Genomic DNA, 23146 nt, shown 5'->3' with positions numbered 1-23146 from the left:
GTATATTTCTTTAAATTCCAAAATTATCTACACACGAACAACGCTTTCTCTTTCCGCATGCTTTCCTGTCTCTTCTTGAAAGAGAGGATTATCAACTTGGACATAGATAGCTTGCTCAAGAGGACTTGTTAATTCATCAACATCAAAAAATCTTGTTAATAAATTTGCTTTACACGGTAATTGTTTATCTTTCAATAACCTTTCTAAAAATGTAGATGGTTCACGATTATACGTAAGAAGCGATTCAAGTGTAATCCTTAATTCGGAAAGGAGAATTTCTTCGTCTATTAAACCCGCTGTACCAAATCCATTTATTAATCCAAACATATGATTAAAAATTAAATAGTAACGGAACCTTTCATCTGCAATACTATCATCATATAAATTACCACTCTTTTCACCAATACCAGCTAATTCGGCATCTAAAATATGTTTCATTGAGTTACAGAAATAAAACCCTTGATTATCACGGAAATAAAATTTTACTGGATAACCATCTTTCAGATGAATCACGCTGTTTTGTTGATGTGCCTCTAATGCAACTCCATATTTTAAATACATCCATACCATTGGTTTCAGAGAAATGTTCAGATACCTCCTGAACCAATCTAAACTTACCTCTTCACAACTTCTCCCTTCCTCTTCCGCAAGATGATAAATAATATTTGCTAATCTCGTTCGCTCACCTGGGAGTGCATCTTGAACAAGCGCAGCTAAGAGTGTTGCATTATTAGCATTTTCACCGTAAAAAGTATTTTCGCGAATGATTACTTCGAACCCTGATTCTTGCCCTTCAATTCCTAACGTGATATAGGCAGGATCACATATAAAATCAAATCCTGGAAACTTTTCTCGTACTTCTCCGATTTTTGTTTTTAGTATATTTTTCCCTTCTATCCCACTTTCAAGCTCTTTCAATTTATTAATACGCATTGAATTTGTGACCTTCACAGGAAAAGAAAATTTAAACATATAATTTGATTCTGGATGATACATTGTTCTGAGCGAAGATGTTGCCATATATGGTTTTCCAACTGATCCGAGATACTCAAGAACACCTTGATCTATCCAGCTTTTCACATAAGGCTGATGTAATAACCATTCCGCCTGAAGTGGATGAATTGGAATTAAAGAGTAGTCATCTTCTTCACAATAAAGTTCAATAAATTCCATACTCACAAACGAGTCTTTCCTTAACTCCTCTTTTATGATTTCTGTTGCTTGTTCCATAAGAGCTGATTTTTCTCTTACTAAATTTTTATGTGCTCGAAAATAGTGTAGCTGACATGCTCCTTGTAATTCAGGTGAATACATTGAGCTTTTCCAATTTAGTATTCCTTGTCTACTCTTTGGTGTAGGATGGTTTAAATGCCCAAAAAGTAAAGATTGCTCTGCCTCTATAAAGGTCGTATGTAAACCGTATAATTTTGCAGTGTCTTGTTCTCGCTTCCCAATAAACTCCTTAATATTTTGACAACTCCGAATAACTCGAAGTAAAAGTTCGTCTGGGTTTGTCCCCTCTCCATAATTCATGGACATTTCCTTTATTAGTAATGTAATAACCGTTACATAATCTGCTTTCACAACATGACAACCTGCTCCAATTTGATAATAGAAGTGCTTTCCAAACAGATGACGGCCTGTTAGTGATTTATATATAACTTCTGTATATAAAGTAATGTTTTGTGCCGATAACCGACAGCATAAATATGTTGAATCAGGACTGGTATCCTTTGTACTACTAAAGATGTTACTAATATTTTCATCTTCTGTAACCCATTCTCCACATCCTGTCTCACGTAAATAACAATTTAAAAAGCTTTGCATTGTTGCATGTTCCGCGATTTGTTTCGCATGCTGCATATTTGTCCTCCTCTTAAAAATGTTGCTATCGAAATTTTTATTTTTCACAATAACAACCAGAAAATGATTATCATTATCAAATAAAATTCTAATTGATTATCATTATCAATTCAAGTGTATATTTCAGAATTTTTTTATCATAATTAAATTTTTGGTTTTTTAGTCATATTTTTTCTATAATTTTAAACTTAATTACAATCTCATTTCTCAATGGATTATAGATCCCGTACATAAAAAAGAGACATACATAGTATTTTGTACATCTCCTTTTGAAACCAATTTGTTGTTTACATAATTATATTATTTCTATACTTTCTTTCAATCTGATATTACTCTATGAAGGTAATTTATATCTCTCCAACAATACGCCGTTTCTTGAACATTTACTCTCTCTAAAAACTTTGTATCAACTCGCTCTGGAGAAAACTTTTCATAAAAACATATTGAAGGGTTATTCGATATAACCCAGACTAATACAGAATCAATATCATTTTTTATAAATTCTGACATAAGTGTTTGAAATAATCGCTTCCCTACTTTATATCCTTGGTATTCTTCCAAAAGATAAATTGCATATAATTCTCCATCACAATCATATTTTCCTGTTCTTTCGGGCCCACCGTCAATAAATCCTATAATTTTCTTATCTAACGTTTCTGCTACATACCTATATTGATTTCCTACCGCTTGTTTAAAAATACTTTTCCATTGTTTTTCCCGACTCTCATATGTTATATTATCTATAATTTTATCAGGTAATATTCCTTTATATGTTGTTTTCCAACTATCAACATGTACTTTCACGATTCCCTTTATATCCTTTTCTGTTGCCTTTCTGATTTTTATGTCCATTTCTTCTCCCCCTTTTGTTCCTCATTGTATCAAAAAGAAACAGGATATCTATATAGATAAACAAAATAAATTAAAACCCTCATTAAATCTTCATCTTACTTCTACGATTACAATAGAAAAAAACAGACGACAAATCAGGCTTGATAAAGTGCAACTTGAATCAATAAAATCGTTTTTCATCTCCTGCTTATTATTCCTCATCTAAACTCTTTACTTTCACTAAATGTTTAAATAAAAATGATACTGTCCGCAAATAGCCGAATAACAAAAATGAATCTAAAATAAAAAGGATGAATCTCATCATCCTTTTTATCTCATATCACCTTTTCAACTTTTCTAACTACCTACTCTCCACCTCAACCGAAATAATATGATCAATTTCTTTTAGAGAGCTGTATAATTCAGTTGTATATAAATCTTCAGGTGCCAATATAACCATTTCTAATTGCTGAGATTCACTATCAATATCTTTAATTTTCACGCGTTTTACTTGCATGTTTAAGTTATTAATTTGTTTAAAAATACCATCTAGTTCCCGGTGCTCATTTACGATAATTTTAATAGCTACATCCTTTTGTCTTAAAGAATAAGGACCTGCTATTTTAACAAGATGAGGCAATACATTTATAGCTAATATAATTAAAATCATCGCAACTGTTGCTTGTATATAAAAACCTGCCCCAATTGCAATCCCTAAAGCAGATGCTGCCCAAACCATTGATGCCGTTGTTAGCCCTGAAATAACATCATTATTTCTTCTTAAAATAACTCCAGCTCCTAAAAAGCCGACGCCACTCACAATTTGAGCTGCTAAACGCATTGGATCCATATTTGTATGGCCTGGTGAAGAGTAAACATTCACAGATTCAATCGAAACTATCGTAATTAAACAACTTGCTACAGAAATGACCATACTTGTTTTCACACCAAGTGGCTTATTCTTTAACTGCCTGTCAATCCCTATAAATAAACCTAAAAAGAGCGCTAAACCTAATTTGAGTAAAAATTCATATGTCATTTTTCATTCTCCTTACTTATATGATGTTCATCATTTCTTTTCTTAAACATCATTTTCTCCCTTAAATATAAAACTATAACTCTTTTAGAATTTTATTTCCATTCTTTTCTGCTCTACAAGTTAAAAAAGCCGAAAAAAACATCATAATTTAAATGTTCTCTCGGCTTTTTTGTCTGTATGATTCAATTTAGATACTGTATGATTTTTCGACATATAAATCACTGCTACGAAGAAAAGGTTTATATCATTTTTAAATTTGAATTTATATATTTTATTATTGTTCCTTAATCTTGATTTTCGCTTCTTTATAGAATGCTAATTTTCCTTCGTTATACTCTTTTGTATATCCATTAAACTTCTCTTTTTCTTTTTGCATTTCTTCCGTTAATTTATTTAACTCGTTCACTTTCTCGCTGATTTCTTTTAACTTTGTTTCTTTTACTTTTAACTTTGCATACAGCTCTTTTTCAATCGCCATTGATTTCACATAGTTTTCATTCATTTTTTGAAAAGCATCGTAACGTTTTTTATAAGCTTCTTCTACTTTTTTGGCTTGTTTTTGTATTTGTTTATCTTTAATTTTCTCTACATTACTTTGAACTGCCTTCGTTTCTTTTTGTGCTTTCTCTAATGCATCTTTTTCACTTTTTAATATTTTTTCACGCTCTTCTACATTTGAAACTGCTTGATCTAGTTTTTGTGCAACAGCCTCATTATGCTCTTTTCCTTCATTTAAAACTTGAGTATATAATTCTTGTCCTTGTTTTTCTAGGGTCTCTAATTTTTTCGCATCTTCAAACAACGACTTCTCTTGTTTAGCTGCATTTTCAAATGCAACAAATAGATTTTCTTCTGGTTTTTCACCAAAACAACCTGATAATAATCCTACTGATAGTACTCCAACTAATGCTACTTTTCTATAACTCAACTTCTTTTCCTCCTATGTTACATACGTTTGTCATGCCAAAAGTTCAATGAGAAGTGATCAGCTTCATTATATGCTTCAAATTCATATCCTTTTTCTTTTAACCCTTTTATAATTGCTGGTACTGCTGCAACAGATTGTGGATGAATATCATGCAATAAAATAACTTCTTTGGGATTCTTTGCACTTGCAATTACATTTTCAGCAATTTTGGCCGAACCAACATCGACTGGCATTTTGTTATATCTCCAATCTAAAGAGTCAATCGTCCAATCCCAAACTTTAAGATCACCTTCTACTACTTTGTTACGGAGCGCTTCATTTAAACCAGGCATAGAACCATATGGAGGACGTGTTAATTTTGGAGATTCTCCAATAATATTAGCTATTAAACCTTGATCTTCTTTCATTTCATTCACATACTCGCCACTTGTATATAGCCTCTTGAAATTGTGTGTCATACTATGCATACCCACATAATGACCTTCTGCTTTCTCACGCTTTACTAAATCTGAAAACTGTTTTACATTTGCACCAATCAAGAAGAATGTTGCTTTCGCATCATTTTGTTTTAATATATTTAGTAGTTCAGCTGTATATTTTCCTGGTCCATCATCGAATGTAAGATACGCAACTTTTCTTACTTGACCATTAAATTGAGCTGGTGCCGTTTTATTCATTTCCACTTTTGACTGCTCACTTGCAAGTTGTACTGAATTTACTTGATTTGCCACTGCCCTAGCCGGTGAAGTGATTGATTGAAACACAAAATACCCAACTGCGATCGCAATAATAGCCACTATTGTAACTATAATGCTTTTTACATTAAATACATTTCCCATTCTATGAAATCCCTTTCTTTCTATTAATTTATATAATTCTTCCATTCATATTAATATATATTCAATTTCTTTTTAACCTTCAAAAATGAACATTATCAAATTATATAAAGGAAGTATTACCCTAATTATTATACTCTTTAATCATTAAATAACTATATATACATTTTATTATATATGTAAACATTTTAAAATAACTCCAATGGTATTTTTCCCATTATATATATATTTTAAATAAAAAAGATTGGCTAGGTGCCAACCTTTTTTATTTTTGTACTGCTTTTGGCGTAACACCCAGATGTTCATTCAATTTTTTAGAGATGTCTTGCACATTTTTTTCGTTTGGAATGTAGTAATAAATACCACCCATACGTTTATCAGTACCTTCTATTTGCATTTTCTCCATTTGCAAATCATTTCCTGTCATATTTCTTGCAATAGACAGCATATCATCAAATGTTAAGTTCGTTTTCATATTGCTATCAATAGCATCCAAAAGGGAACCTAATTTACTAATTGATTGGACAGACATTGCTTTTTTCGCAATCGCTTCAATAACGAGTTGTTGTCTTTGACCACGCATTGCATCACTATCAATTTTACGTGTTCTCGCCAATGCTAGAGCCTGCTCTCCATTTAAATGTTGATAACCTTTTTCTAAGTGAATCATACCTGCTTGATCTTTACTATCTTGTTCTGTAAATGCAACTGGAACATCCACATCAATACCGCCAAGTGAATCTACAATTTTTACGAAGGAATCAAAGTTAAATTTCACATAATAGTCAACTGGAACATTTAAAAATTTCTCTACTGTATCCCTTGTACTTTCAACTCCACCAAATACATGTGCATGCGTAATTTTATCCATTTTCTTTTTTGATGGAATATATACGCGGGAATCACGTGGAATACTTACTAATTTTACTGATTTATCATCTTTATTAATTGTTGCCAATAGTAGTGCATCCGTACGAACAGCTTCTCCGTATTGTCCTTTTCGAATATCACTTCCATCAACACCCATGATTAAAACAGAAATGTTATCTTTTAATGGCTCAACCTCTTTATCGCGCTTAGTCGATTTTTCAATTTGTGCATATGCATCACTGACAACCGCTTTTGCTTTATTATATAAAAACGAACCATATCCTACTCCACCAAAAATGAGTAGTAAAAATGGAATCAAAATGAACCATTTCACAGATTTTCTTTTAGAACGTTTCTTTTTACTTCTTGTATTTTGTTCTAATTCAGAACTCATGTCTATTCTCCTCTCTTTCTCTTATCCTAGTATACTTCATGTTTATTAATCTTCATATTGAATTTCATTTCATTCACCTTACATTTTTGTAAGGTTTCATTTTAAAGAAGTAAAATCAATATGTATTTCATTTCACATTATACTCTCGGATTTTATTTTAACAAGACGCCAAATAACATTTTCAAAAAATTTACAATTTCGTTTTTCAATACTCGTACAAAAGACCGCCAGTTAGTACTTTCATTTCATAACTAACAGAATCTTTCTAAATAATATTTTTACTTTTCGGTCATTTTTGGTTTGTAAATCATTTTCTTTCCTTCTTCAAAAATAACAGCTGATTTTGCTGGTACTTTTGTATCTTCTGTTTGCACAAGTTTATCTTTTGAAAGATATGCAAAATTCGTCATCTCTTCTGTCACTGCTTTCTTATGAAATGATTCCCATGTTTTCAAATGATGCGTAATTTTATCCCGCATTAACGGGCAGTAATACTCCGACCTCATCTTTTACCTTCATACTCCCCCATTCCCGATGATGTGTTGTAATTACAGAATCGTTGTACACGAATTTATATAAAGGGATTGAATACACAGAATTTAAATATACTTGCTTATATTCTTCTTTGACTGGCACTTGTTTTGCTTTCTCTTGTAATGTTTTAAATTCACCCTTCTCTACAATATTGTTCTGATACAATTTCGCAATATTCATCGCATCATTATCAGTCACGTACAGTTGAAAACCGTATAATTTATTTTTACTACTACATACTCAACAAATCCTTAACCTAAAAATGACTACAGCACTTTTGTACACGTGCTGTAGTCATTTTTTATCTATTAATATGATATCTATAATCACAAGCAATTTGCGCCATACACAATATAAGCCCCAAGAAATTCTAGACTTTCTGATACATGTTACAATTTTTCTATACAAATATCCGCTTCACTTTTGACAACTACTCCCTCATGATCAATATCCAGTTCACAAACCTTAAATACCGGAAATACTTTCCCTAACTGTTCAGCAATTTCCCGACGTTTTTCATATGGAGTTAAAATAAAAACAGAAGGTCCTGCGCCACTAAGTGCTGTTCCGTATGCTCCAAACTTTTTTGCATACTCACGAATCGAAGACAAGAGTGGAACAAGCTGCGAACGATATGGTTCATGAAATCGATCTCTTTCCATCATTTCACCAACAACATTCCACTTTTTTTGACATAATGCTCCTACTAACACGTTACTTATTGCACTTGCACGCACAGCATCATGAAATGGCAATGTTTTGGGTAATACAGATCGACTTTTATTTGTATCTAATTCCTCATTTGGAATAAGTGAGATGACTCCCAGTTCTTTACTCTCTATCCTTACAACAGATACATAATTTCCATCCATTGCCCCGATGACTGTGCCACCTAAAATAGAAGCTGCTACATTATCAGGATGCCCCTCAAAGCTTGTAGCAAGGTGTACTTTTTCATCCGTTGTTAAATGTAATTCTCCAAGTTGATTAGCAAGTTCTATTCCTGCTACAATCGCTGAGGCACTGCTCCCTAATCCTCTTGTAAGCGGGATATTACTAGTAACTTCTATTATATGGGGATCTAAAGACGGGCATACCTTGCGTGCTGTACTTATGATTAAATTTCTTTCATCATTTGGAATAGACGAATCAAAGGAATGAAGAACATGCCAATGTGTGGACCTTTCCCTAACAGTCATTTCTAAATACAGTGATAATGCCATTCCTACAGAATCAAAACCAGGTCCCAAATTTGCTGTACTAGCTGGAACACAAATTTTAAATGGAATCACGAAACAATCACTCCTTTAATATGTTCTTTAATTTTTTCCATATCGTTTGAAACACTTGCAATCTCTAAGTGGTTAGAGGAAATTGCAATATCAGGATCTTTCAAACCATTTCCTGTTAATACAGCGACAACTGTCTCTCCCTTATGGATTTTTCCAGCTTGAACATGTTTGATTACACCTGCTAAGGAAGCATTTGACCCTGGCTCTGCAAAAACTCCCTCTGTTTTCGCTAACAACTGATACGCATTTAAAATTTCTTCATCTGATACCATATCAATTTCACCATTTGATTGTTCCGCCGCTTCTACAGCATAGGACCAACTTGCTGGATTCCCAATGCGAATCGCAGTTGCAACTGTTTCTGGTGAATCAATAACATGCCCTTTAACAATTGCAGCTGCTCCTTCTGCTTCAAAACCATGAATTCTTGGTTTTTTAAATCCCTTTTCTTTTTCATACTCACAGAAACCTTTCCAATATGCTGTAATATTCCCTGCATTTCCAACTGGAATAGCAAGAACATCTGGCGCTTTTTGCAACTGATCACAAATTTCAAACGCAGCTGTTTTTTGACCTTCAATTCGATATGGATTCACCGAGTTTACTAATGTAATCGGTTCTTCTGCTGCGATTTGGCGTACAGCTTGAAGCGCATCATCAAAGTTTCCTTCTATTGAAATAATCTCCGCTCCGTATGCGATTGCTTGTGCTAACTTTCCCTGAGCAATTTTCCCTTCAGGTATAACAATAATACACTTCATCCCAAGGCGAGCAGCATATGCTGCTGCCGATGCTGATGTATTACCTGTTGAAGCACAAATAATTGCCTGTGATCCTTCTTCTTTTGCTTTCGCAACCGCCATCACCATTCCCCTGTCTTTAAAAGATCCTGTTGGATTAGCACCTTCATATTTTCCATATAAATGAATCCCTAATTCTTTAGAAATATTCAGTAGTGGAATGAGTGGTGTATTTCCTTCCATCAAGCTTACATCTGGTGTATGATCATTCACCGGTAAATAAGAAGCATATTGCTTTAATAATCCTTTATACATATTGTTTCTCCTCCTCAATAGCGTAATAACTTTTTATTTCATTCGCTACACCATCTATTAATGCTAAAACTTTTTCAAACTGATATTTTGAAGTTTGATGCGTCACAATTACAATTTCCGCAAGCTCTTGATTAAATGGAAGTTGCATAATCTCTTCTAAACTAATCAATTCATTGACGAAACATTCTGTGATTTTCTGAAACATTCCTGGTTCATCTCGTAATAAAATACGTAAAAAGTATTTCGAAACAATTTCTTCATCCTGTTTTAATTTATAAGGCACTGACTCTTTTAACACATCTTGACTTTTCATTACTTGATTCATATTTTTAACGATTGAAATAATATCACTCACTACAGCAGATCCTGTTGGTAATTTTCCAGCTCCTGGCCCATAAAACATAACTTCCCCAACCGCATGACCGTGTACATATACAGCGTTAAATTCGTTATTCACATTAGATAGTGGATGATGGCTCGGTAATAAAGTAGGCGCTACACTTAAGTTAATAGCTGAACCTTGCTTCTCTGCTTTCCCAACCAGTTTCATAGTAAAACCTAGTTTCCTAGCCATTTCTAAATCTTCTTTCTCTACATTTCGAATACCTCGAACATGTACATCATCTAAAGAAACATTCACTGAAAATCCTAAGTTTGCAAGAATAGCCACCTTTCGCGCAGCATCTAGTCCATCTACATCTGCTGACGGGTCTGATTCTGCAAAGCCTAATTTTTGTGCTTCTTGCAATGCCTGCTCATATGACCAACCATTTTGACTCATTTTTGTTAATATATAATTTGTTGTGCCATTTACAATTCCCATAATCTTTTCAATATGATCAGAAGCTAAGCCGTCTACTAATCCTCTTAAAATTGGAATTCCTCCAGCTACACTTGCTTCATAATATAACTGACAGCCATTTTCATTTGCTAATTTTAATAATTCATTGCCGTATACGGCCATTAAATCTTTATTTGCAGTTACAACATGTTTTTTATTACGTAACGCCCTTTCAATAGACTGTTTTGCTTCTTGAATTCCCCCCATTACCTCTACTACGATGTCAATGTTAGGGTCTTCTAAAATTTCATTTGCATCACTTGTTATCTTAATTCCATCCATTGAAACATCACGTTCTTTTTCCACATCACGTACTGCCACCGCTTTTACCTTTACTTCATACCCTGTATCAAGACTGATTTTCTCCTTGTGATCTTCCAAAATATGAACGACACCGCTCCCTACAGTTCCAAGTCCTAACACTCCAACGTGTACTACATTTCTCATTTTTAAATCTCCTCCTATTTTTCAAAATACTTGATGATTAACTTCTCCCCATTTACGCAGTCAATGGTGATTCTCGTTCGGATCAATTTTTTCATTCAACTGCACCTCCTTTCAATTCAGCATTAAATTTTATAAAAAAACACACTCATCCCTAAAAAGGGACGAGTGTGTTTTCGTGGTTCCACCCTTGTTCCAATCCAAATATACATTCATTTTGAATTGCTCAAGTTCAGATAACGGCTGAGGCCGCCAATAATTACTAGATTTCTCGTTCACTACCAGAGTTCAAAGGTGGTAAGATTATTTTCCGTGTTAGGAAGCTCGCAGCCTATGGCCTCCCTCTCTGCAAACCGTAAAAATAATCTCGTGTCCTTATCGTTACTTTTCGTTCATGTCTATTTGTTAAATTATTATAATTACGACAATTCAAAAAAGCAAGCTCATTTTTGAAAAAACATTCATTTTACTATTTATACATTCTTTACTATATAACATAATTATAGCTTTACTTTATATCTTAAAATAATAATTCCGGCAATGAATGAACCTATTAAAAGATTCCCCATAAAAAAGTGTATATTACATGATAATAACCTATAGAAATATATTCTGGCGCTCAAGCCATACTGAATATCCTTGAAAAAAATGCCTTTACATTAATTATATTTACATACTTTATCCAACGATATACTATGCGATTTTTCAATACAACCTTTTTGTATAACTTTCTTCTAATGAGCGTGCAACTTCTTCTTCATTTGCGTTCACTTTAGCATGATCAACCAGCATTTTTGCCGCTGATGGTAATACTTCTTTTTCTAACCAAGAATCTGGATTCCATAATTCAGAACGTATAAATGCCTTAGCACAATGAATGAAACACTCTTCTATTTCTACAACAATTCCAAGGAGTGGATTGCGTCCATTTACCTGCATCTTTTCTAAAATCTCTTCATCGTTTGTAATAGCTGCACGCCCATTTATTCGTAATGACTCTCCAAGCCCTGGAATGAAAAAAATAAGACCCACCTTTGGATTAGATAAAATATTAAGAATAGAATCCACTCGCCGATTCCCCGGTCTTTCTGGAATTACAATTTGATGTTCATTTAAAACATATACAAATCCAGGTGCATCTCCTCTTGGCGAAGCATCACAATGTCCAAACTTATCTGAAGTGGATATTACAAGAAATGGAGATTTAGATAGAAAATCACAACAATGATGATCAAGTGATGGAATCACTTTCTTTACCGCACGCTCACTTGGATACCCTAAAATATGACGTAATTCTTCTTCCGTTGAAATGAAAGAATTTATTTTTGTTTCCCCCAATCCCATTCAATATACACTCCTTATTTTTCTTTTTTTCCAAAATTACATATAATTATTGTATACTAAACTATACAGAAAGGGGAATATAAATGACAGAATGGTTAACGATATTTGATCCAGCAGGAAACAACATTGGAAAAAAACTACGTGATGACGTACATCGTGACGGTGATTGGCACGAAACATTCCATTGCTGGTTTGTGGAAAGAGAAAACGAAGACATTTCTTTATACTTCCAATTACGAGCTAAAAATAAGAAAGATTTCCCAGGAAAATGGGATATTACATCTGCTGGACATATTATGCATAATGAAGATGTACGAATAGGTGGTCTTCGTGAAATAGAAGAGGAATTAGGCTTATCCTTTCAAGCTACTGACTTAGAATACAAAGGCATTTTTAAAATCAATCATGAAATTCCGCACTTCATTGACCGTGAAATGTGTCATATGTATTTTCACGCTGTTACAAAATCACTTCCGTTCGCACCAGGTGATGAAGTAGAAGATGTAATGAAAATAACTGCGACTTCTTTTTTACAGCTTTTAAAAAGAGAAGTCACATCTGCAACAGGAATTTCCATTTCAAACAAAAATGCTGAACCTATTACAATAACATTTGCAGATATCTATCCATATGAACTTGAATATTATGAATTTGTCATAGAAAAAAGTCGAGACATATTAAATAACAATAATTTATGAATTCTGATTGACTCCTAGCTTATATAGCATGGGAGTCAGTATTTTTTAATAACAAGATATACGGAATATTCCCATTATTTCTCCAGCGCTTTTAATCTATTCTCCACCCGTATAAATAAGCAAATGATTAATACGATCATAAGACCTAAAATAGCAATCATTGTATGCGGATACCTAAATAGCATCCCTATTAAACTTCCTATTAATATCATTAAAAGTCCATTTTGTTTCATCACTTCCGCACTATATTGATTTCCAACATCCCATAAATCTTTATTTTTCATTGATCGCTTTGTTCGATATCCGTATACTGCGTTTATATCTGTTGGTGGATTTTTTTGCAATATGAGTGCAGCTAGTATAAATATAATACCGATTAATATGCTCATTCCTATATTTATAAGTACATATATCATCTTATCACCTCACATCTCCCTAAACTTTTCCAGTTTACCCCTTTATAATACAACAAAAAGTAATTACAAATCTATATTTTCCATAACAAAAAATACACCACTCTTGCTTAAATGATGTATAAGCTGAATACAGTATTTTATATTCATAGCTCAAACTTATTGTTTTATATTTACTTTCTCTGTTTCGACGTTTGAAACATGCTAGGAAGCGTCACAAATCGTGATCCTTTCGCTTTCAGTTCAGGAATAATTCGATCTAATGAATCTACGGATCCCTGCAAGTTCGCTCCTGGCGTCGAATGTTGTAATACAACACTTCCTGGAAACGCATTACCTAATACAGTATTTGTAATCTTTTCTGCACTTACACCTTTCCAGTCAACTGTATCTACACTCCACTGCACAATCATAAAGTTTTGCTCTGTAGCCCATCCCAGCTGTTTTTCACGTATTTCACCATAAGGTGGCCGTATAAACTTTGGCGCATATCCCACCAATTTCTTCAATATCTCTTCTGTTTTTACAATTTGATTTCGGTATTCTTCATCACTCACTTTAGCTAAATTGGGGTGATTGTACGTATGATTCCCGATAATATGTCCCTCATCCGCAATTCGTTTTACTACATTAGGATACCTTTCTGCATTTTCACCTAGAAGAAAAAAAGTACCTTTCACACCATAACTTTTTAACTTATCTAATATTTGCGGGGTAAATACAGGGTCTGGCCCATCATCAAATGTAAGAGCAACTTCAGCTTTATTATAGGGACCTGAAAATGCATAAGCATATTTTTCAACCCACGAAAACGGAGTCCAAGAACCCCTCTCTTCTTCAGCACCTTGAACCTCATTCTCCATACCGATATTTACCAATTCAAGATTCAAATGAGAAGGATTTTGATAATAAAGTACATTTGAATGCGGCACATAAGAATACACATTATAGAAAGGGCTATTACGTTCTGGAGTCCATTGAAAAGGAATAAGCATTTCTGATGGATAAAAATAATACATAATAAAAACCTCCCTTACATTTTATATGCCGTTCATTCAAATTTTGTTAGAAAGATACATATTTACAAACCAAAATAAGACCGCTCCATCATTGGAACGATCTCATTCCTTCCTATCTAAAAAACTTAATAAATAGTTTTACTATCTTGCGGTAAAGACTTCACATGCTTTAAATAACTTGTCACTCTATCATCATCACCCTGTGGATATTCGTAACCACAATAGCTAGCAATTCCGATTGCAATTTCCCTAAATAAATCTCCCATTACAAAGACGGAATTCCAAATCTTTTCATAGTCTGCATTTGAGAATGTATCCATATATTGTTTCCATATGTTATTCTCAAGATATTGTTCAAAAAACTTCCCAAACTTTCCTGCGCTTACTGTAAAATTTGTTTTCATCCCAATATGCCATTCTAGCATTTGTATCAGCATATTTCTCACGGGACCTTCAAGCATCCCTTTCACATAGGATAACTCTTCTCTCCACAATCCCTTTGCGACATTCGTGCTACACCACCAAAACTCATTACAGCAATCCGCAAATTCATTTTCACTTGGTCTTTTTATAAGATAATCTGAATCACTTGCTGGTGGAAACGGCTCAATACATCCATCTTTATCTAGAAGAAGTACACTTAGGCTATCTCTATCAAGAAGCTCATTTACTAATTCTACTGGAACTAAAGTCAAATCGATTCGGTTCCCGTCTATAAACTGCATCAAATACGGAAACCTGCCATCCTCTGCGGGTGGAACTAAAGTACCTTCTTCTGGCATTTGCACAATCATTCTTTCTCCAAATCTATCGATCCAGCTATGATCAGATGTGAATGACTGTATATCTTTCACAACATATATAATATCGTAATCTTGAAAGCAATCTTTCTTCACATTTGGATTCACACGAGATCCATTCATAATAACTACACGAATACGTCCATCTTCTCTCGCTGTATTTAATATGAAATCCATCATTTCTTTTTCGCTTCTCATCTTTTTATAACCTCCAAATTTTATTAATCCACTGTACTCTATTCAATTTGGAGGAGCACGAGAAGAATTCTCTGTCTTACATACACGTTATAACATATCAAACATTTTCTTCATTTTTTCTCCTCCTAATTCTTCATACCTTTTAATTCAGCTCTTTTAAAGGTTGCTGTTGATAATTATCATAAATGTTCTTCTTTACTTCACCTTGTTAAAGTTGTATAAATCTCCATCATCAAATCCTGTTGCAAGTGCAACATCCTTAGCAAATTTCCCTGGATTATTTAGTACATATGTATTCACAAACATAATAGTTGAAGCAATCGTTAAAAATGTTCCTAATACGAGGTTGTTCTCTAACACTCTATATAAATTTTCATAAAGCGTTATACTTGGAGATGTGTCCTCTGGAAAATAATCATTATTACTTGCCCAGCCTTCATCATCGCTGTGCCATTCATTTGAGCCGGAAATATATAATTGAATGCTATTTTCAGTCTCATACAGTCCGAAATTAAAGGCTACTATATCCTCTTGTGGCTTTTCTTTATCCAGCAATTCATTTAACCATTCCTCAAATTGATTATAACTAATTTCAAGTGCAGCTTTATAACTATCAAAATTAAAGACATTTTTAATACTTGCCACATTTGCTTCTATCATATCTTTCCCATTACTTAATGTAGGTGTATTCTTAATAAAATAATTTAATAAATAATCTATTTGTTCTAAATTACTCACAAACTCACCTCTTTGTCAGAGCTCCCCTTCTATTTTTCCGTTTCCTTTATTATACGCGCAATTACAAATTCATCATATCCCTTACTCCCTACTGTTTGAATCGCTGTAGCAGTGACACGCGGTTCACTAGCAATTAATTCATAGAAACGACGTATTCCCAGCACACGTGGGTCATCACTAGAAGCATCAATTACTTCTCCTTCGCGCACTACATTATCGCCAATAATTAAACTGCCTGACTTTGAGAGTTTAAGAGCCCACTCAAAATACACTGGATTGTTTTGTTTATCCGCATCAATGAAAATAAGATCAAATGGCTCATAACCTTCCGTAGCTATTTGCTGTAACGAGTCTATTGCCATTCCTATTCGCACATGAGCCACATCACTCAATTTAGCTCTTTCAATATTAGCACGAGCAATTGCAGCGTGCTTTTCACTTGCTTCAAGCGTAATGAGACGACCACCTGTTGGTAATGCCCTTGCAAGCCATATTGTACTATATCCACCCAAAGTACTAATTTCTAAAATATTACGAGCTCCTTGAATTTGTACAAGTAATTGCAAGAACTTTCCTTGAGTTGCTGAAACATCGTGCGCCGGCAACTCAGCTTCAGCATTCACTTGAAGTTGTTTGATTACAAGAAGGTTGCGGACTAAAATTAATATAAATGCCCATTACAAATGGGCATTCTTTTTTATTATTACAAGATAGTTCTAAACTAATCAGACAATGTTTCATACTTCATTTTACCGTTAATTACAAGATAGTCATGTACTACTTGTTCATACTGTGAATTTAAAATAGAGTCACGATGTTAAAAAAAAGACGCGAAGTTTTGAAAAAAGTTGCGACGTTTCTAAAAAAGATGTGATGCTTTATCCCATTGGTTTGGACGATCAATAACAATGAACTATTTTTATCTAAGGCTATGTTAAATAATGGTGCTGATTTTTATAGTGAAGAAGTACGTGACCTCAATTATTAGGTTACGTACTTTAATCATATACTCTCTTTTGTTGTTTTGATAAACTGCATTAAAATTGCAGTACCTGTGAAATTCAGTACAATGCTTGTTCCAAGTGAAACTGCCCATAATACAGTTGGTAACGATACTGTAAATGATAACAGTAAGAATATAATACCTACTGAAACAAAAGTAAGACCCAAAGACATTTTGTTCAATCTAAACACCTCCATTGTAATTATAGTTTAACAGTAGTTACCTTATAATCGCAATTAATATTTGAATATACGTTTTTTACAATACAAAGGGCTTATCACACGAAAATGCGAGATGTTCGTAAACTCTTGCTTTTTATTTAGTGATAATAGAGTTGTTTTATTTACAATAAAGTCTATTATCACTAAATAATATTGTTTAAAAAAATGGAATAATAATCAGAACCCACGTCATATTTTAATGATTCTCGGTATAATGAAAATAAGAATATTTCGACATTCGTATAGATATGGATATGAAATAAAGTCACGATGTTTATAAGAAAGATGCGAAGTTTTGAAGAAAGGTGCGACGTTTATAAAAAGGATGCGATGCTATATCTTTTCAATTAAAGAATTCTAAATGTGTTTTGATTAAACTTTCTTATAAAAATAAGTTACTAAATATTCCGAAAAGACTTTATTTTGAATGGGATTTTTTCAAAATAAAGTCTTTGTAATTTGGATTAAACTTTATTTCAAACCAACAACCATCAAATATTTGATATGCTTCATGTCACAACAGGTTATTGATAAATCCCTATAATTTAAATTTAAAAAGACTAAATAAAATGTTAAAGTATGTAATTTTTTGTTTTATAATGGAACTGTAGTTCATTACAAATATTTTAGATATTAAAATATTTGTAATCTAAATCAAGCAGGAGGTTGGAAATATGGGGGAAAAATATGTAATTAGGATTCTAGCTTTACTCTCTGTAGTGTCTCTTTTCTTTAACTTAATGTTACCGAAGGCTAACGCAGAGGTTATAGCAAACGAAAAGATTCCATCAATCAAAACAACTGCTACTAACAAAACTGATGGTGGAAAAGAGATTCATTCAAAAGCGGATATCACTATCCAAGACAAGGTAGAATATACTAACTTAGTTGTTGGTAAAGAGTACACTTTAAAAGCTAAACTAATGAGCAAAGCTACTAAAGAACCATTAATAATTGAGGGGAAAGAAGTAACAGCTGAGACTAAGTTTACTGCAAAAGAAAAGAGTGGGTTTGTAACATTAGACATTCCTTTCGTTGGTGCTGAATTACAAGGAATGAACGTTGTTGTGTTTGAAGAACTATATCAAAATGGTGTCTTAGTGGCAAATAACACTGACATTAACGATGTAGGACATACAGTTCGATTCGTGGAACCTTTAATTAAAACAACTGCTACTAACAAAGCCGATGGTGGAAAAGAGATTCATTCAAAAATGGATATCACCATCCAAGATAAAGTCGAATACACTGACCTAATCGTAGGCAAAGAATACGTAGTAAAAAGTAAACTAATGAGCAAAGCTACTAAAAAACCATTAATAATTGAGGGGAAAGAAGTAACAGCTGAGACTAAGTTTACTGCAAAAGAAAAGAATGGGTTTGTAACATTAGACATTCCTTTCGTTGGTGCTGAATTACAAGGAATGAACGTAGTTGTGTTTGAAGAACTATATCAAGATGGTGAATTAGTGGGAATTAACATGTCCCTTGACGATATGGATCATACAGTTCGATTCGTAGAACCTGTAATTAAAACAACTGCTACTAACAAAGCTGATGGCTCTAAAGAGATTCATTCAAAAGAGGATATCACTATCCAAGACAAAGTTGAATACACTGACTTAATCGTAGGTAAAGAATACGTGGTAAAAAGTAAACTAATGAACAAAGTTACTAAAGAACCATTATTAATTGCTGGTAAAGAAGTAAAAGCTGAGACTAAGTTTACTGCAAAAGAAAAGAATGGTTTTGTAACATTAGACTTTCCTTTCGTTGGTGCTGAATTACAAGGAACAGAAGTAGTAGTGTTTGAAGAACTATATCAAGATGGAATCTTAGTGGGAATTAACGTTGACATTGAAGATATGGGTCATACAGTTCGATTCGTAGAACCTGTAATTAAAACAACTGCTACTAACAAAGCTGATGGCTCTAAAGAGTTAGACGCTACAAAATCTGTAACTATCCAAGATAAAGTTGAATACACTGACTTAATCGTAGGTAAAGAATACGTGGTAAAAAGTAAACTAATGGATAAAGCAACACACAAACCGTTACTAGTTGATGGTAAAGAAGTAACAGCAGAATCTAAGTTTACTGCAAAAGAGAAAAATGGTTCTATCACACTTGACTTCACATTTAATGCTTCTGAACTACAAGGTAAAGAAGTAGTAGTGTTTGAAGAACTATATCAAGATGGAATCTTAGTGGGAATTAACGTTGACATTGAAGATATGGGTCATACAGTGAGGTTCAAAGAGAAAAAAACAGAAAAATCACAGCCAGAGCAACCTAAAACAGAGCAACCTAAAACAGAAAAAACATCAAAAGCAGGAACATTACCAGCCACAGGTGGAAATATGTCCTATATGTGGCTCTCAGTGGGTGCTGGTCTTTTGTTACTAATCCTTGGAACTATGTTATTTATTAAACGTAGAAATGCATAATAATTAAATAGTTTTTTTACGTAGAAGGTATGGATATGAAATAAAGTCATGATGTTTATAAGAAAGATGCGATGCTATATCTTTTCAATTAAAGAATTCTAAATGTGTTTTGATCAGACTTTTTTATAAAAATTGAACATCCAGCCACAAAAAGACTCTATTTTGATCAATCTTTTTTCAAAATGGAGTCTTTTTGTGTAACACAGAATGTGGATTTGTAAGAGGGTTTTAATCAAACTTTAGTCCAAAGCTACAATAGTTAAGAAAAGGATAGGAAAATTATCAAAAGGGGAGTTGAATTTATGGCTTTAAATCACGAATTTGGCGTAATTAATGACATCAATTATCAAAAAACTTACGAGAGTTACACTCCAGATGAACATAACTGTATTTCTGTAGATGATCATATCATCGAAAATTTGCTTAAACCCTTATCGACAATGAAAACGTATTTTCATTCGTTAAAACGCCCTGAATACGGTTTAGCGTATTCGAGTATTACAATTATTCCACCTGAATCATTATCTCAATTCTTAGATGTGGTTATATCTTACAAAGATATGAGGCAATCTGTTGATCTTAACGAATTAGCTAAAAAAATTATTCAAGCAAAAGAAGAGAATAAATATATGATTCACTTTGGAATTTAATTTCTGGAATTAAACAACTTTATTATTCCTAAACATCATAGAATTGAAAAAAAACTGTGTTTTTTAAACATCTTTAATAACCATCTGCCAAAGTGATTGATAGATGGTTATTGTATTTCTAAGAATAAAATTAAACAATTTTATTATCTCTACACACTTGTAACGATTATATTAAAGGGAAGTATAAACCTGTATTTTAGGAAAAGTTATGATTCCTACTATGTGAAAGTCATTCTTTATTGAATAAACTGGATTCGAGTCAATATTTTGGACACAAAGAAATTAAATCTAAGCTACTTTTTGGGCTAGATCTTCTATTACTTGGGGTGGGGAGTTTTATAACCAAAGCTACTATGAATCCTCCTGCGGTTATACCATCCCTCGATGTATTCAAATAATGCTAAGTTTGCTTGTCCAAATGTGACATATTTTGTACGATATACTTCTTCTTTCTTTAAAATGGCATGAAATGACTCGATACAAGCGTTATCATACGGGTAGCCTTTCTTACTGAAAGACGGCTTTATTTTATAATTCGCGGGTAAGATTTGAAATTCCTGACTTGTATATTGTGTTCCTAAGTCAGTATGTAGAATGAGCCCTTTTGGTGATTTCTGTGTATAGTAAGCGCTCACTAACGCTTTTACCACAAGATTCGTTGTCATATTTCGTGAAAATGAATATCCAACAATTTTTTTAGAATACAAATCCATGACAGATGCAAGGTAACACCAACCATCTTTTTGCGTGTGAATGTAAGTAATCTCCGCTACCCATTTTTCATTTATTGTCATGGTAGAGAAGTCCTGTTCCAATAGATTTGTACGTTCCTCTATAGTTGATTTTGATAAATGTGGTTTGTATTTTTTTAAGATAACGGAAAGAATATCTTCTTTTTTCATGAGCCGTTGCACACGCTTTATGCTTACTTGTAACCCTTGTTCTAGTAGTATTTGATGAATCTTTGGCGCACCGTAACGCTCTCCACTGTCTTGATGAATTTGTATAATTTTTTTGGTTAATTCTTTATTTTCACGACTACGCTTTGACTCTGTTTTATGCTGAGATTGGTAGTAAGAACTTCTTGCTATCCCAAAAGTTTGGCACATCATATGAACAGATTGCGTTTCTATTTGACAATCAATAAATTGGTGTAATTCTGTATCTTTTATTTTCTCGCGAATATGGCCATAGCCTTTTTTTAAGATTTCATTCTCTTCTTTTAGACGAAGCGTTTCTTTTTTCATTCGTTTTAGATCTTCTAGCGTCAGTTCATCTTTATCAACTGATGTGATAGGAGAATATATTTTAATCCATTTATAAATGGTTACTTCTGATACGCCATACTCACTGCTCAATTGTTTTACAGATTGTCCCGAACAATATAATTCAACAACCATTTTTTTAAACTCTTCATTAAATTTCTTGTTTGTCATATGTACACTTCCTCCTTAAAACCCCTTGTAAGGACTTAACTAAGTTGTGTCCATATGACTATACTAACTCTATTAATTATAAAACAAAAAAGCATGACATAAGCTGTCATGCTTTTTATCATATGTTTCATAACCAAATTGGATTAGTCTACAACTTTATTGTAAAGTCCACATCTTTCTTATAACTATACGGAAGTACCTCTTCCAGAATCAGATCAGTTGGCACAAGCATGTCCGTAATGTAATTATCAACAGCCTTCCATTTATCAAAATGATACATGTCAACACCATCCCCTTCAAATTTATTATAAGTGAAAATTCAGAATAAAAAACAAATAAAAAAAGATTTAGCCCTAAGCTAAATCTTTTTTTATTTATAACATCTTACGGATTAGTAGACCAAAGCCCAGCAGATTTAATAAATGTACGTTTATTTAATTTAAGCTGCGCCACGATAAACTCTGCAATATCTTCTGCTTGCATAACTTTATCTGGATTACCGTCTGTTAATCCTAAGTCTACTGCCATATCTGTTGCAACTGTACTTGGCGTTAAAGCTGTTACACGAATATTGTGTTTACGTACTTCCATCGCTAATGATTCTGTTAAACCAAGAACACCAAATTTAGAAGCACTGTATGCACTCGTTACTGGCGCACCTTTTTGTCCTGCTGTAGATGAGATATTAATGATGTCACCCGACTGTTGTTCAATCATACTTGGCAACGCTGCACGAGTTGCATAGTATACACCCATTAAGTTGACTTGTATAATTTTTTCCCAATCAGCAACATCTAGTTCTAAAAATTTTCCGAACTTAGAAATACCCGCATTATTAATTAAAATATCAATAGAACCTAATCCACTTTTTAATGTTTCAATAGCAGTCGTAACTTCTTCATATGAAGATACATCAGCAGTAGCAATAACAGCTTTCACGCCTTCAGCTTCCACTTCTTTCGCAACTGCTTTTAAGTTCTCTTCAGAGCGCGCTAAAAGACCAACATTTACGCCTTCTTTCGCTAAAGCAATTGCTACTGCACGACCAATCCCTCTTCCCGCTCCTGTAATTAATGCATTTTTCCCTTGTAATAATTCTGCCAAATATAACACTCCTCAATCATTCTATGTTATTTTTTATACTATGAATTCTATCTGCATCTAATCCGAAATGCAATTATGCACTTTGATGTGCGTAGGTTACTTAAAGGTAACCTATAAATAGAAGAGTGAATGACATTTTTATTTGTCT

At 33.3% G+C, this 23146-nt stretch carries 19 protein-coding genes and 3 pseudogenes; 3 read left to right on the top strand and 19 right to left on the bottom strand.

Features of this window, described 5'->3' with window-relative positions; all coding sequences use genetic code 11:
- Positions 1-27: 27 nt before the first annotated feature.
- The 11 genes and pseudogenes from CN288_RS15250 to CN288_RS15200 all read right to left on the bottom strand — a co-directional run bounded on the left by CN288_RS15250 (position 28) and on the right by CN288_RS15200 (position 12271).
- Positions 28-1863, bottom strand: a complete 1836-nt coding sequence (locus CN288_RS15250) for an IucA/IucC family protein (protein ID WP_098302572.1) — start codon at positions 1861-1863, stop codon at positions 28-30.
- A 318-nt stretch (positions 1864-2181) separates the two neighbouring features.
- Positions 2182-2715, bottom strand: a complete 534-nt coding sequence (locus CN288_RS15245; RefSeq protein ID WP_098302571.1) for a GNAT family N-acetyltransferase — start codon at positions 2713-2715, stop codon at positions 2182-2184.
- A gap of 340 nt (positions 2716-3055) precedes the next feature.
- A complete protein-coding gene (locus CN288_RS15240) occupies positions 3056-3733 on the bottom strand; it encodes an MgtC/SapB family protein (RefSeq protein WP_026592286.1) in 678 nt (225 codons plus the stop codon).
- 274 nt (positions 3734-4007) lie between these two features.
- Positions 4008-4661 carry a YkyA family protein gene (locus CN288_RS15235; protein WP_026592287.1) on the bottom strand — a complete coding sequence of 218 codons (654 nt, stop codon included), beginning with the start codon at positions 4659-4661 and terminating at the stop codon, positions 4008-4010.
- 17 nt (positions 4662-4678) lie between these two features.
- Positions 4679-5500, bottom strand: a complete 822-nt coding sequence (locus tag CN288_RS15230) for a peptidoglycan-N-acetylglucosamine deacetylase (RefSeq protein ID WP_098302570.1) — start codon at positions 5498-5500, stop codon at positions 4679-4681.
- Between the two features lie 262 nt (positions 5501-5762).
- Complete coding sequence (locus tag CN288_RS15225) at positions 5763-6761, bottom strand: LCP family protein (RefSeq protein ID WP_026592289.1); 999 nt, start codon at positions 6759-6761, stop codon at positions 5763-5765.
- A gap of 278 nt (positions 6762-7039) precedes the next feature.
- Positions 7040-7415, bottom strand: a pseudogene (locus tag CN288_RS15220) (glycoside hydrolase); the annotation flags it as partial.
- 269 nt (positions 7416-7684) lie between these two features.
- Complete coding sequence (gene thrB / locus CN288_RS15215; RefSeq protein ID WP_026592292.1) at positions 7685-8587, bottom strand: homoserine kinase; 903 nt, start codon at positions 8585-8587, stop codon at positions 7685-7687.
- The gene (gene thrC / locus CN288_RS15210; protein WP_026592293.1) at positions 8584-9642 is read right to left on the bottom strand and encodes a threonine synthase; all 1059 of its coding nucleotides are present in this window, start codon (positions 9640-9642) and stop codon (positions 8584-8586) included. The genes thrB and thrC overlap by 4 nt, the downstream gene beginning before the upstream one ends.
- On the bottom strand, positions 9635-10930 hold the full coding sequence (locus CN288_RS15205; RefSeq protein WP_026592294.1) for a homoserine dehydrogenase: 1296 nt from the start codon (positions 10928-10930) through the stop codon (positions 9635-9637). Before CN288_RS15205 ends, thrC begins: the two co-directional genes overlap by 8 nt.
- A gap of 702 nt (positions 10931-11632) precedes the next feature.
- Positions 11633-12271, bottom strand: coding sequence for a pyridoxamine 5'-phosphate oxidase family protein (locus tag CN288_RS15200; RefSeq protein WP_026591941.1), 639 nt, complete (start codon positions 12269-12271; stop codon positions 11633-11635).
- A gap of 83 nt (positions 12272-12354) precedes the next feature.
- On the opposite strand from CN288_RS15200, the gene CN288_RS15195 reads away from it, so the two are divergent.
- Positions 12355-12969 (top strand): NUDIX hydrolase, encoded by a 615-nt coding sequence (locus CN288_RS15195; protein WP_026591942.1) that lies wholly within the window; start codon positions 12355-12357, stop codon positions 12967-12969.
- A gap of 74 nt (positions 12970-13043) precedes the next feature.
- On the opposite strand, the gene CN288_RS15190 is transcribed toward CN288_RS15195, so the two are convergent.
- From CN288_RS15190 to CN288_RS15165, 6 genes and pseudogenes are all read right to left on the bottom strand, one after another.
- Positions 13044-13385, bottom strand: coding sequence for an SdpI family protein (locus tag CN288_RS15190; protein ID WP_026591943.1), 342 nt, complete (start codon positions 13383-13385; stop codon positions 13044-13046).
- Between the two features lie 170 nt (positions 13386-13555).
- On the bottom strand, positions 13556-14401 hold the full coding sequence (locus tag CN288_RS15185; RefSeq protein ID WP_090688595.1) for a peptidoglycan-N-acetylglucosamine deacetylase: 846 nt from the start codon (positions 14399-14401) through the stop codon (positions 13556-13558).
- Between the two features lie 125 nt (positions 14402-14526).
- Positions 14527-15399, bottom strand: a complete 873-nt coding sequence (locus CN288_RS15180) for an aminoglycoside 6-adenylyltransferase (RefSeq protein ID WP_026591945.1) — start codon at positions 15397-15399, stop codon at positions 14527-14529.
- A gap of 195 nt (positions 15400-15594) precedes the next feature.
- On the bottom strand, positions 15595-16137 hold the full coding sequence (locus CN288_RS15175) for a hypothetical protein (protein WP_098302569.1): 543 nt from the start codon (positions 16135-16137) through the stop codon (positions 15595-15597).
- 29 nt (positions 16138-16166) lie between these two features.
- Positions 16167-16766: pseudogene (locus CN288_RS15170) on the bottom strand (O-methyltransferase); the annotation flags it as partial.
- Positions 16767-17139: 373 nt separating this feature from the next.
- Complete coding sequence (locus tag CN288_RS15165; RefSeq protein ID WP_026591947.1) at positions 17140-17322, bottom strand: hypothetical protein; 183 nt, start codon at positions 17320-17322, stop codon at positions 17140-17142.
- A gap of 713 nt (positions 17323-18035) precedes the next feature.
- Here CN288_RS15165 and CN288_RS15160 point away from each other — a divergent pair.
- Both CN288_RS15160 and CN288_RS15155 read left to right on the top strand, forming a co-directional pair.
- On the top strand, positions 18036-19808 hold the full coding sequence (locus tag CN288_RS15160) for a VaFE repeat-containing surface-anchored protein (protein ID WP_098302568.1): 1773 nt from the start codon (positions 18036-18038) through the stop codon (positions 19806-19808).
- Positions 19809-20110: 302 nt separating this feature from the next.
- On the top strand, positions 20111-20458 hold the full coding sequence (locus CN288_RS15155) for a hypothetical protein (RefSeq protein WP_026591949.1): 348 nt from the start codon (positions 20111-20113) through the stop codon (positions 20456-20458).
- Positions 20459-20746: 288 nt separating this feature from the next.
- Here CN288_RS15155 and CN288_RS15150 read toward each other — a convergent pair.
- Positions 20747-21894 (bottom strand): annotated as a pseudogene (locus CN288_RS15150) (IS3 family transposase).
- 384 nt (positions 21895-22278) lie between these two features.
- Entirely contained in the window at positions 22279-22998 is a 720-nt protein-coding gene (locus CN288_RS15145; protein ID WP_026591950.1) for a 3-ketoacyl-ACP reductase, read from the bottom strand.
- Positions 22999-23146 lie beyond the last annotated feature (148 nt).

This window comes from Bacillus sp. AFS023182 (assembly GCF_002560575.1).
Taxonomy (GTDB): Bacteria; Bacillota; Bacilli; order Bacillales; family Bacillaceae_G; genus Bacillus_A; species Bacillus_A arachidis.
The sequence above is the reverse complement of the archived record's forward strand: the minus strand, read 5'-3'. Positions and strand labels throughout refer to the sequence as shown.